The organism is Bacillus sp. FSL R5-0709 (assembly GCF_038004785.1).
GTDB classification, from domain to species: Bacteria; Bacillota; Bacilli; order Bacillales; family Bacillaceae_G; genus Bacillus_A; species Bacillus_A mycoides.
Map to the genome: position 1 here is coordinate 4,418,787 of NZ_JBBORT010000001.1, position 12,948 is coordinate 4,431,734.

A 12,948-nucleotide genomic window follows, 5' to 3' on the forward strand; every position below is an offset into this window, starting at 1 on the left:
TTACTAACCCTGTTACATATATATCGTATTATTTATGTGTTGCAAACCAAGTATTCAATTGATCCATAATGTTCTCCATAGCCTTCATGTTAGAGAATTTAGGTAATTCCACTAGTAGTGCCTGTTTCGGCATTGTTACACCTTGGCCTTTCTTTTGGAGAACAAATATACTTTTTGCATTTTTCTCGTTTTTAAACATGGAAACAGGAAGCTGTAATAATCCTTGAATAAAGCATGTCTCTTTAATGAATGCATGTAGCTTTGGCGCTTGATCACTTTCAAAAATGAAGTTTGGTACTAAGAAGAATAAATACCCGCCTTCTTTCGTATGTTTCACACTTTGTTCAATAAATAAGTGATGTGCATATGACATTCCTTCATCTGCTTTTAATGTATATTCACTTGCAACAATTTCATTTGGATAATAACCAATTGGTAAATCTGAAACGACTGCATCAACTGGATCAATATAAAGTGGTGCTAGTCCATCTTGGTGGAAGAATTCGATTGCATGCTTTTGTAAATTTGCATTTACTAAAGCAAGTTTAATTAACACCTCATCCACTTCTACACCAAATCCACTCATTGTTAGTTCTTCTTTGGCGCTATTAAACAATGTAGTCATTAAGTTACCAGTTCCAATTGCAGGGTCTAAAACAGTAATTTCTTTTTGACCTTGCATAAATTTATGGAATAAGTAGCTCATGAACATTCCAACTGCATCTGGCGTCATTTCGTGATTCGCTTGTACGCCCTCTTTCATTCCTTTTAAAATGGCTAGCTGAAATGCTTTACGAATTTCTTCCCCTTTATATGTTTCTTCATTAAACGTACTATATTCACGATTCAACCTTTCAATTGTTGATTCGGATAATTCCTCTTGTAAAATCGCTCCTTCAAACAAGTTATCACCTGTTTCTACAAGCGCCTCTAAATATGTTACATCTAATTCTTTACGTAAAACTACCGTAGAAGAATCAAAAATAGAAAATAATGTTTCTACTGCCTGACTCACGTACATTCCTCCTTCTCTCTTTTACACATAACTTATATCATACCATAATCTAAATTTTTCCCAAAAGAAAAAGCGACCTCTTGCAAAGAGCTCCCCTTCAAGTTGTTTATGATGTAACGTCTTTTCTCATATATTGGTTCAGTTAACAATACATGAGAAAAGACGACCTCTTCTAAAGTAAAACTTTAATGAGAGGTCGTCTTCATTTGCATTACTTCGCAGATTTAGCTGCTTCTAATGCTGCTTCATAGTTTGGATGGCTTGTACCTTCGCCTACGTATTCTGCGTAAACTACTTTGTCATTGCTATCTACTACGAATACTGCACGAGCAAGTAAACGAAGTTCTTTCATTACTAAGCCGTAAGCTTCACCGAATGAAAGGTCACGGTGATCAGAAAGTGTTACAACATTTTCTAAACCGTTTGCTGCACACCAGCGTTTTTGAGCGAATGGTAAATCAGCGCTAATTGTTAATACTTTCGCGTTTTCAATACCTGCTGCATCTTCGTTAAAACGACGAGTTTGTGCATCACATACACCTGTGTCGATTGAAGGTACAACACTAATTAATTTCACTTCACCTTTGTATGTTTCTAAACTTACTGGAGATAAGTCATTTGCTAATACTTGGAAGTTAGGCGCTTGATCGCCAACTTTAACTTCTGTTCCAACTAAAGTCATTGGGTTACCTTTAAAAGTTACATTTGCCACTTAAAAATCCTCCCTTATTTTAAACAAAATATGTACAATGTAAATGATAGTTTGTCCCTATCGATAATGCAAATAAAATCGCTTTATTTACAAAAAAATTAAAGAAGCTAATCCACTGATCAGCTTCTTTATTCGTTAAATTTGAAATTCAGGATCATCTTCTTTTCGTTTATCCATCATTTCTTTCACTTTATCAACAGCTTGTGGCGCTAATTCAATTATTTTATCGATGACGTGTGTTTGCTTATCTAAGTGTAATACTTTCACACCTTCTCCATTTATAACAAGAAAGGCAACAGGATTAATAGAAACTCCTCCACCACTTCCCCCGCCAAATGGATGACGGCCTGAATGTTCTACTTTACCAAATTCACTTCCACCAGCAGCAAATCCAAAACTGACTTTCGAAACTGTAAGAATTACACTTCCATCTGCCGCTTTAATTGGGTCACCAACAATTGTATTTACATCAGTCATTTGTTTTAAATGCTGCATTGCGGTTGTCATTAAACCTTGAATTGGATGGTCCATTCTATATCCCCCCTATGCTTGAACAGATTTTTCTGTCATACCAGATTTTTGCTTTCTCATAAACATGAGTAATTTTATCGCTGTTTTTACAGTACGGAATATACGAAAAGATGCTGTTAACTCGCATCTTGATGCAAATCCCTTTCCTTGAAAAACAGGAGTAATTTCAAATTCTGGTACGTCGACAATATGCATATATTGTCCTACAACTCCAGCAGCCATTCCTTTTGTCCCCCATGCATATCCAGTGACAATTCCAGTACTAGCCGCGTCGCCTGCTCCAATTTGCGTATGCCATTTCCAACCATTGATTTTCACTCTTTTGAGAAAATCTTTAACAATAGTATGAACGTCTTGAAGCTTTTTTATCAGTTCCCCTATACTATCGAGTTGTGCCATAATTTTATTATCTATTCCGCCGTCCTCTTCAGCTTTTTTAATTTTTTGTCCTGTCTTCTTCTGCTGTTTTTCAATTCTTTCCAATACATCAAACGTATATCGAATCATCCATATTTTCACTTGAAACAAACATTGTTTTTCCATTTCTGAATATAAAAACGTCACCTTAAGCGATATTTTCGATAATAGTATAAGCAAAATAAAAAGTAGAAGAATTATCATTCCAATTACGAGCCACTTCATTCGTACCATCCTTTCACTCCATACCCATTATCGACAAGTTTATTCATCATTAAACAGACTTTGATAAAATTGAATATAAAAATTTTTCTAAAAATAAAAAGGAATTTTGACAATTTATATCGAAATATACTATTTGAACATATCATCCAGAAACATACTCTGACGATATGTAGCACTAAGACTAGAAAATTTAACTGCAGTGGAGGGATACATAATGGCAAATCGTCGCAATTTATTTTTCTTTTATGGTGATGACAAAGTAACGCTCGTTGAAAAAATGAAACCAGTATATCGTATTTTAGAGGAGAATGGATTTACCATATTAGATCATCCAAAAAATGCAAACGCTATCGTCAGCGTTGGAGATGATGGGACTTTCTTACAAGCCGTTCGTAAAACCGGCTTTAGAGAAGATTGCTTATACGCAGGTATTTCTACGAAAGATGAAATTTCTTTCTACTGCGATTTCCACATCGATCACGTTGATACAGCCCTTCAAGAAATTACAAAAAACGAAATTGAAGTGCGAAAATATCCAACAATTAAAGTAGATGTAGATCACGGTACATCTTTCCATTGTTTAAATGAATTCACATTACGCTCTAGTATCATTAAAACATTTGTCGTAGATGTACACGTCGACAATTTACATTTCGAAACCTTTAGAGGTGATGGATTAGTTATCTCCACACCAACAGGAAGTACCGCTTACAATAAATCATTACATGGTGCAGTTGTCGATCCACTTATCCCATGTTTCCAAGTAAGCGAACTAGCATCTTTAAATAACAACACATACCGTACACTCGGGTCACCGTTCCTTTTAAATCACGAGCGTACGTTAACTTTAACACTTAAACCAGATGGAAATGATTATCCTGTTATCGGAATGGATAACGAAGCACTTAGCATTAAACAAGTGGAAAAAGCCGTTGTTCGTTTAAGCGATAAACAAATTAAAACTGTTAAATTAAAAAACAACTCTTTCTGGGAAAAAGTACAGAGAACGTTTTTATAGTAATCAAAAAACCCTCGAATTATGGAATTTCCATAATTCGAGGGTTTTTTATTTATCAAATGCAACTTGACGCTGTTTCACAAAACATTTTGGAACAGGACAACAGTATATGAAATTATATCAACGATTTTACCCAAAATATCAATTTACCGACATCATCAACCTATCTAAAAAGAGGAAGCAGCACCAAAATGTATTTTCGGAGCCGCTCCCTCAAATTTTCACACGTCTTTTCTATAAACAATCTTCCCATCAATGACGGTCATTTCTGCCTGTACTTCTTTTATTTCTTCCGCCTCAATTTCAAAAATATTGCGGTCTAATATCGTAAAGTCTGCTTCATATCCTTTTGTAATTTGTCCTCGCTTTCCTTCTTTTCCAATTGCATACGCACTTCCTGTTGTAAATAAAGAAACAGCCTCATATACCGTTAATCTTTCTTCTGGCATATAGCATACACCATCAATAAAACTTCTACGTGTAACAGCACTATATATACCTAAAAACGGATTCACTTGTTCAATTGGAGCATCAGAGCCTCCATTACAGTGTAATCCTGCATCCAGTAACGTCTTCCAAGCATACGCATAACGAAGACGGCGTTCTCCTAGTTTTTCAATCACTGATGGAAAATCCGATGAAACAAAGACTGGTTGAATATCAATAATAGCTGGCAATTGTTTCATTCTTTCAATCAACTCTTCACGAGCTAGCTGACAATGAATAATACGGTCACGTAATCCTTCTGCTGGTGGATGTAATTCAAGCGCATCAATGACATATTCAAGCGATAAATCACCAATTGTATGAATCGCAACTGGCATATGTAAATCTCGTGCTTTTTTCACTAAACCTGCAAGCTCTTCACGTGAGAAAATGGCAACTCCATTTGTTTCCTTCGCATCTTCATACGGTTCACTTAATAAAGCTGTTCTTCCGCCAAAAGAGCCGTCAGAAAAAATTTTCATCGCACCAAATTCAATATAGTGCTCATTTTCATATTCTTTTCGTTCATTCGCTACTTCATGGTGAACGAGTAAATGCGCTTTAAACCGCATTTCTTTTATAACGTGTGAAAACGCATTGTACGTTTTTTGAAAGCCGCCATAATAATTTAAGTCTTCCGTATGTCCGCCAACGAGTCCGTATTGCCAGCAGTCTGAAATCGCTGTTTGCAGAGCACTTTGCAAATACACTCCATCTATTTCGGGCTGAACATGTTTAATTAACTCTTGTCCTTGCTCATATAAAAGTCCTGTTAAATTATTTGACGCATCACGGCCAATTTTCCCGCCCTTTGGATCTTGCGTCGCTTCTGTTATGTTCGCTTCTTGCAATATGTATGAATTCACCCATGTCACGTGACGACAAACACGCTTTAATAAAATCGGATGTTCTTTAGAGATTTCATCTAAATCACGTACATGAACTTGTTTTGTATCTGTAAAATTATTTTCATTCCATCCTTCTCCGATAATCCAAGATCCTTTTGGTGCTTCTTCTACGCGCTTCTGAACAAGAGTAAGTACTTCGCTATAAGATTTGCAATTTGATAGATCTAGACGAAGCAACCTCTCCCCATGCCCAATAAGATGCATATGGCTATCAACCAGCCCTGGAATCATCGTTTTCCCTTTTAAGTCATATAACTTCACTTCTGAATATCGGTTTTCTAACTCTTCTTTATTCCCTATATCAACAATGACGCCATTTTCAACGTAAATAGCTTCTACTTTTTCATTCTCTTCTCGCATAGTGTAAATGGTACCGCCATACCAAATTTCTCCCATATACTCATCCCCCTTTTCCCTTTAGTCTACGAAATTCATTCGTATAAAAAAAGCACCATTTCGATTAAAAATGGTACTTTTCCAAAAATTAATTTTGTTCAGTAGGATTCGTTGTAATTTGCCATTCAATGCTAAATTTATCTTTTACTTGTCCGTAAGCTGGGCTCCAGAAAGTTTCTTGAAGTGGCATAATAACTTCTCCACCTTCTTGTAACTTATCGAATACTTCTTTCGCTTTTTCTGCATTACTAATTCGAACTGCAATTGTCACTTGAGATCCAATCGTATGCCCCTGACCTGGGAATGTATCAGAAATCATAAGTTCCGTATTACCAATTTTCAAATGAGCATGTGCAACGCGCTCTTTCGCTTCAGCTGGAATTGGGTATTCTGGATTTTCAGGCATCTCACCAAAAGTTTGCATTACTTCTACTTTTGCGTCTAACGCCTCTTTATAAAGCTGTACAGCCTCTTGCCCACCACCATCTAAAACTAAGTACGGATTAATACCTAAAATCATACGGACACCTCTTTTTTTAATTTATAAAATCGAACTTATGTTCGTTTTTATAATATCATACATTTAACATTTCATTCAACTATTTACTTCACTATTTTCAAAATTATTTTGAAGGCAGCTCCATCTCTTGTTTTCTAAGTTCAATACGGCGAATTTTTCCGGAAATCGTTTTTGGTAGTTCATCTACAAATTCAATTTTGCGAGGGTATTTATATGGTGCAGTCAATTCTTTGACGTGTTGTTGGAGCACTGGAATTAATGTTTCTTCGTTCTTGTCTATATTCTCTCTTAATACGATAAATGCCTTCACGACACTTCCGCGAATTTCATCAGGGCTTGCGACAACCGCACATTCTCTTACATATGGATGTTTTACAAGTGCATCTTCGACTTCAAACGGTCCGATTGTATAACCAGAGCTAATAATAATATCATCACCGCGACCTTCAAACCAAAAATAGCCTTCTTCATCTTTTTTCGCTTTATCACCGGTAATATAATAATCACCGCGGAATTGCATCGCTGTGCGCTCATCGTCTTTATAATATTGTTTAAAGAGTGCTGGTGTTTCAATGTGAACTGCAATATCACCAACTTCTCCTACCTGTACAGGAGTTCCTTCTTCATTTACGATATCAACATGGTTTCCTGGCGTCGGTTTCCCCATTGATCCTGGTCTAATGTCCATCCCTTTCATTATCCCAACGAGTAATGTGTTTTCCGTTTGCCCATAACCGTCTCTTACCGTAATATCAAAATGCCTTTGGAACGTTTCAATAACTTCCCTGTTTAACGGCTCACCAGCTGATACAGCGCTATGTAACGCTTCTAAATTGTACTCACTTAAATTTTCTACCTTTGCCATTAATCTATACTCAGTCGGCGTACAACAAAGCACATTCACCTTATTATCGCCTAATAAATTTAAATACGTTTTTGGTTCAAACTTACCATTGTATACAAATCCTGTTGCACCTGAACCGAGAGTCGCTACAAACGGGCTCCAAATCCATTTTTGCCAACCTGGACTAGCCGTTGCCCATACAACATCTTCTTCTTCGATTCCGAGCCAGTTCGGGGCGCTTGTACGTAAATGAGCGTATGCCCATGCATGCGTATGAACAACTCCTTTTGGATTTCCTGTCGTCCCTGACGTATAAGATAAAAAGACCATATCTTCTTTATCCGTCTTCGCCATTTCTAACGTATCACTTTCCGTTTCTAATGCTGTTTTTAAATTCGTCCATCCATCTACTGAACGCTCGCTCAAAACGAATTTTTGAAGAGATTCCACCGCTTCTACGCCGTCGAATTGTCCAATATACGGTTCGTAACTTACAATTGCTTTCACTTCTCCGTGCCCAATACGGTACTCAATATCTTTTTTACGCAACATTTCTGAGCTTGGAATAACGACAAATCCTGCTTTAATCGCAGCAATATACGTCATGTAAGCTTCAATTAAGCGCGGCATCATAATAAGGAGCTTGTCCCCTTTTTGTAAGCCACTTTTTATAAAAGCGTTTCCAATTTTATTCGCACCTTGCATTAATTCAAAATATGTAATCTCTCGTCTATTCCCTTTATCATCTTGCCAAATTAAAGCAAGCTTCTCTTTATCACTCGTATATTTCTCTATTTCCGAAACTAAATTATAAGACGGCGGCGCTAACAATTCCTCTCTCTTCATATAACATCCTCCTTTATTTCTATGCCTCCCTTATATAATAAAGAATTTTCAGTAAATTTTGAACCCTCTTCTTTTGACAATTTTTTTATATTTATGTCGAAATGATGTATGAATGTATAGCGACGATGTTTTTAATATAACGATTCACCGGCAAATAACGACGAAAACGACAAAAAGAAAGAGCGGGAGAACCCGCTCTTTCTAAGCCATCGTATATGGGATTATTTTTGGTAACCGCCTAATTGTTGCTCAGCTAGTGAAACTAGACGTTTAGTAATTTCGCCACCAACAGATCCGTTAGCGCGAGATGTTGCATCAGCTCCAAGTTGAACACCAAACTCTTGAGCGATTTCGTATTTCATTTGATCTAATGCTGCTTGAGCACCAGATACTGCTAATTTATTTGTGCTTGCCATGTTGTATCACCTCCTTGTGAGTATAGAGTGTGATAAACAACATGACTTCATGCACATTTGAATGTGGTAATTTATGGGTTTAGAAAAGTTCTTCGAATTTTTCTTCTTCAGCCACTACTTCTACTGTTTGTAATACCATTGTTTCTTTGTTCTCTACAGCCTCTTCAATTAACGGCGCGAAATCGTACTTCGCTTCAAAACGATTTGCTTTCTCACGCTTCGGTTTCGTCGATGGACTTGCTGGTGTAAATACTGTACAGCAGTCTTCATATGGACGAATTGAAATATCATACGTTCCAATTTCTTTTGCAATTTTAATAATTTCTAATTTATCCATCGTAATAAGCGGACGAATAACAGGATAGTTTGTCACTTCGTTAATCGTATGCATACTATCTAACGTTTGGCTCGCTACTTGTCCAAGACTTTCACCAGTCGTAATTGCAAGTGCATTACGCTCCTCTGCAATACGCTCTGTAATACGCATCATCATACGACGCATAACTGTCATAGAATAGCTAGATGGAATTTCTTTATTAATCGTTTTTTGCACTTCAGTAAATGGAACAAGGTGAAGTGTTACACGTTTACAGTATTTCGTTAACTCTTGTGCTAAATCGATTACTTTTTGTTTCGCGCGCTCGCTTGTGAAAGGTGGACTATGGAAGTGAACTGCTTCCACAGATACGCCGCGTTTCATCGTTAAGTAAGTTGCTACCGGGCTATCGATACCACCAGAAAGAAGTACCATTACTTTTCCGCCAACACCAACTGGTAAACCGCCAGCTCCCATGTGCTCACCACACATAATATAGCTGTAACCACTGCGAATTTCTATACGTACATTCACATCTGGATTATGAACATCTACTGTGATATCCTCTGTATTTTCTAAAATGTGCCCACCGATTTCTGGAAGTAACTCCATCGTCTTCATTGGGAAGCGCTTATCAGAGCGGTGCACTGTAATTTTAAATGTTTTCACATCACCTTTTACTTGTAAGAAAGCTGCTAATGCACCTTTTTTAATATCTTCTAATTCTGATGGTACTTTCATTGCTAAGTTAAACTTATGAATACCAAATACATCTTTCAATCTTTCAGAAATTGCTTCATGGTCTTCACCATTTAACTGAATGTACATACGATCATGTGTTGCATCAATTTTAATGTTTGGGAATTTTTTTAATTTGAATTTCACATTATCTTTTAACGTACTTACAAACTTAGAACGGTTCTTTCCTTTTGTCGTCATTTCTCCATAACGAACTAAAATATATTCATATGTCATCATATTTCTTTACCTCATCACTTCATATAATTTTGGCATCGTCTCTTTAACAATACCTTCAAATTGTTTTACTTCTTCCATCGTGTTGTCTGGTGCTAGACTAATGCGAATCGCACTTGTAGCTGCGGCGTGCGGTACTCCCATTGCCACTAGTACTCTGCTCACTTCATTTGCTTTTGAAGAACAAGCAGACTTCGTCGATACATATACACCATGCTCTTCTAAAGCATGAACGACTACTTCTGGTTTTAAACCGACAAATGATACATTTAAAATGTGCGGTGCCGCATATTCAAGTGATGTATTAATCGTTACAGTTTCCATCTCTTTAAAGAAACGGACCAGCTCTGTTTGTAAATTTTGCAAATGAACTATCTTTTCTTTCACTTGTTCCATCGTCATACGAAGTGCTTTCACCATCGCTACAATACCAGGTAAATTTTCTGTACCTGAACGATACTTGAGCTCTTGTTGACCACCTGATAAGATTGGATCTAATCTTACACCATCACGTACGTAAAGAAGACCTGTCCCCTTTACGCTATGAAATTTATGTCCAGATATTGAACAAAGGTCAATATGAGAAGCGTATAAATCAAGTGGTACTTTTCCTATCCCTTGTACATGGTCCACGTGGAATCTTATTTTCGGATAGTTCGTTAATAATGTTCCAATTTCAGCAACGGGCTGAATCGCTCCAGTCTCGTTGTTCACGTGAATAATTGACACAAGAATCGTATCTTCACGAAGTGCTCGTTTTAGATCTTCTACCGATACAACACCGTGCTCGTTAACCGGTAAATACGTTACATCAAAACCGAGATCTTCTAATTGTTTATATGCTTCAAACACAGACGCGTGTTCAATATTTGTTGTAATGATATGTTTGCCGCGCGAACGATTCCTCATCGCTATCCCTTTAATCGCAAGGTTATTCCCTTCCGTTCCACCTGATGTGAAAATAATTTCAGAAGGTTTAACGTGAAGGAGCTGTGCCGCAATCGTTCTCGATTGTGTTAATAGACGCTCTGCCTCTCCTCCAAGCGAGTGGATAGAAGAAGGATTACCAAAATATTTCCCTGCAACCGTTACGTACGATTGAAGCGCTTCTGGATATGGCTTCGTCGTCGCACTATTATCAAAATAGATCATCGTTCTTCCCCTTTCAGCGCTATCACATCATATAATCATATCACAAATACGTGTAATTACGCTAAGACTACTCAAAGGTTCCGTTTTTATATAAAAGTGTACATTTCCCCCGGCCATTTGCAGGCATACTGAGTGGTGAAGATTAATAATCAGTGGTGGATGAAACCCCATCACTTATGGTTTCACTTTATCCCGCATTAACGGGCAGTAAGACTCCCACCTCAAAATTCAGCTGGAGCAAAGAAGTTAGGTGGGAAATCCACTGCCCGTAAATGCCCGATTGGTTCAACTAATAATCAGTGGGGGGGATGCCCCCCACTGATTAAAGTTTCACTTTATTTTGAAACGAACAACCTTACTGTATTCCGCTATTCATTATAGCAACATCGACTTCAAAATTACACAAAAAAACAAACCCTTTATTAAAGGGTTTGCTCATTGTCTACATATTCAGCTATTTTTTGAACAACACCAGGTTCAAGTTGCTCTAATATAGAAGCCGCTTGTTCTAAAGCTGCATCGTATTGATATTCACGGAATAATTTCTCCGCATAATTTAAGCTTTCTGCAAGATTCTCATCATGACTGCGGTATCGGTTACCGTATTGAATTAGTTTTTCAACTAAATAAGCTTGTCCAATTAATTCTTCTGTCATTTCAGATACACCATTCACAACTGTGTATGCTTCTTCTAAACTGCTATTTACAGTATTCATATTTAACGGCTTTACTTCTAATTGCTCATATACAGCCTGCATCGCCATTTGCCCTTTTTGTAAATCTTCCATAATACTCTCTGGAAGACCTGGTAAATTCGACTTTTGCATAAAACGTTTCGTCTCAAAAATTGTATTTCGCATTTCTTGTAACTTCTCACGTGCTTCAAATTCTTCTTTGCGCATCGTTTGCAGCATTTCTTTATATTCTGCATGAAGTACTTTTAAAGTTTCACATTGCTCATAAACCTCTTCTAGTTCCTCACGAATAATAGAGAATGCAATATCTTGTTCAGCAACGCGTATTTGTAACACTTCAAAACGTTTCATTAAAATATGCATTTGCTTTTCAATTACTTTTTGTGACTCAATATCTTTGTCTTGTAATTGATAACTTTGTTTCACAAGTTGTGTTTCTATTTTCGTTTCAATTGTTTCTGTACGAATTTCTTCTAAATCTTCATAAACAGACAGTGTTTTTTGCTCCACATAATGTTTCGCATGCACTTCTTGTTCAAGTTGATCATAAAAACTGTCTAAACGAGTTTTTAAGTTCTCTACTTTTTCTGCTGCTTCTGTTATATGAAGTTCCTGTATATCCATTAAACATGTGTGTAGTTGTGTCGTCATATCGCGGACTTCTTTAGGGATTTCCAAATACTCTAATACATAGCCTTGTCTTATCATATCATCATGACCTTGTAATAAATCTTCCAGCTGAACTGGTAATGTCGCTTGACACTCTACCAATAAATCCGGAATTTGATGAATAACGATTTCTAAACTTGCTAAACCTTCTTCTAAACTAATAACAATTTCTCTCGCTTTTAAATAATCACCATTATCTGTTGCCTCTTCAAAAGTTTTGAACTTCTCGGATTCAACATCTAACATCTCTTCAATTTTTTGCTCAGCTGCTCCATACATGTGTCGATGAGCAAGAACGCTCTTTTTCATACTACGATATGTATCACGTAACCCTTCAATTTCCGCGCTATTTTTCTCATGGCTTTCTAACAGTTGCTGTAATTCATTTAAAATGTCTGTAATACGATTATCAGCGTCATCTAAACCACTTATGGATTCTTTCATCGCATGCTTTGCTTTGCGGAAGGAGAATTGCGAGGCGAATTTTCGCGCTTGCCCTAAATCTTTTTCAGCTTTCGGAAGAGTTGTTGATACAATTTCATCCCACTCTTCACGCCATTTACCAAACAGCTCTTCCGTTTGACCTGTCATATTTAAATCTTTTACCCGCTTTAGTTCATCTGCCACAGGTTTATCTTTTATCTCTTGTTTCCACTGCTCCAGTGCTTCAATATCTTTATATGAACGATTTCTTATCACAAGCTCTATCATGAGCAGCACTAGAATAGAGCTTACTACAATGATAACGATCGTCAGGATAGAATCCATGCAAAAAAGCCTCCTAGTTATATCTCTTTTTTTGTCCGT

12 protein-coding genes are annotated in these 12,948 nt (G+C 37.0%); 1 reads left to right on the forward strand and 11 read right to left on the reverse strand.

What is annotated here, in order from left to right; translation table 11 throughout:
• Positions 1-28: 28 nt before the first annotated feature.
• The 4 genes from MKX37_RS22630 to MKX37_RS22645 all read right to left on the reverse strand — a co-directional run bounded on the left by MKX37_RS22630 (position 29) and on the right by MKX37_RS22645 (position 2,909).
• Entirely contained in the window at positions 29-1,015 is a 987-nt protein-coding gene (locus MKX37_RS22630; protein WP_002088985.1) for a class I SAM-dependent methyltransferase, read from the reverse strand.
• A gap of 211 nt (positions 1,016-1,226) precedes the next feature.
• Positions 1,227-1,727, reverse strand: coding sequence for a thiol peroxidase (tpx, locus tag MKX37_RS22635; protein WP_002015549.1), 501 nt, complete (start codon positions 1,725-1,727; stop codon positions 1,227-1,229).
• 135 nt (positions 1,728-1,862) lie between these two features.
• A complete protein-coding gene (gene ytfJ, locus MKX37_RS22640; RefSeq protein WP_000350005.1) occupies positions 1,863-2,258 on the reverse strand; it encodes a GerW family sporulation protein in 396 nt (131 codons plus the stop codon).
• Positions 2,259-2,270: 12 nt separating this feature from the next.
• Positions 2,271-2,909, reverse strand: coding sequence for a DUF2953 domain-containing protein (locus tag MKX37_RS22645; protein ID WP_002129404.1), 639 nt, complete (start codon positions 2,907-2,909; stop codon positions 2,271-2,273).
• A gap of 205 nt (positions 2,910-3,114) precedes the next feature.
• Here MKX37_RS22645 and MKX37_RS22650 point away from each other — a divergent pair, with 205 nt between their 5' ends.
• Positions 3,115-3,918: an NAD kinase gene (locus tag MKX37_RS22650; protein ID WP_002015552.1), complete on the forward strand. Its 804-nt coding sequence runs from the start codon at positions 3,115-3,117 to the stop codon at positions 3,916-3,918.
• Positions 3,919-4,139: 221 nt separating this feature from the next.
• Here the strand turns inward: MKX37_RS22650 and MKX37_RS22655 are convergent, their stop codons facing one another.
• The 7 genes from MKX37_RS22655 to ezrA all read right to left on the reverse strand — a co-directional run bounded on the left by MKX37_RS22655 (position 4,140) and on the right by ezrA (position 12,909).
• Positions 4,140-5,708, reverse strand: a complete 1,569-nt coding sequence (locus tag MKX37_RS22655; protein ID WP_050001020.1) for an amidohydrolase — start codon at positions 5,706-5,708, stop codon at positions 4,140-4,142.
• Between the two features lie 88 nt (positions 5,709-5,796).
• Positions 5,797-6,228 carry a VOC family protein gene (locus tag MKX37_RS22660; RefSeq protein WP_003191807.1) on the reverse strand — a complete coding sequence of 144 codons (432 nt, stop codon included), beginning with the start codon at positions 6,226-6,228 and terminating at the stop codon, positions 5,797-5,799.
• A 103-nt stretch (positions 6,229-6,331) separates the two neighbouring features.
• Complete coding sequence (gene mbcS / locus MKX37_RS22665) at positions 6,332-7,918, reverse strand: acyl-CoA synthetase MbcS (RefSeq protein ID WP_002167572.1); 1,587 nt, start codon at positions 7,916-7,918, stop codon at positions 6,332-6,334.
• Between the two features lie 221 nt (positions 7,919-8,139).
• Positions 8,140-8,334: an alpha/beta-type small acid-soluble spore protein gene (locus MKX37_RS22670; protein WP_000168891.1), complete on the reverse strand. Its 195-nt coding sequence runs from the start codon at positions 8,332-8,334 to the stop codon at positions 8,140-8,142.
• A gap of 79 nt (positions 8,335-8,413) precedes the next feature.
• Positions 8,414-9,628, reverse strand: coding sequence for a tRNA uracil 4-sulfurtransferase ThiI (gene thiI / locus MKX37_RS22675; protein ID WP_002129411.1), 1,215 nt, complete (start codon positions 9,626-9,628; stop codon positions 8,414-8,416).
• A gap of 6 nt (positions 9,629-9,634) precedes the next feature.
• Positions 9,635-10,777, reverse strand: a complete 1,143-nt coding sequence (locus MKX37_RS22680) for a cysteine desulfurase family protein (protein WP_002167571.1) — start codon at positions 10,775-10,777, stop codon at positions 9,635-9,637.
• Between the two features lie 422 nt (positions 10,778-11,199).
• Complete coding sequence (gene ezrA / locus MKX37_RS22685) at positions 11,200-12,909, reverse strand: septation ring formation regulator EzrA (protein ID WP_002129414.1); 1,710 nt, start codon at positions 12,907-12,909, stop codon at positions 11,200-11,202.
• Positions 12,910-12,948: the final 39 nt, after the last annotated feature.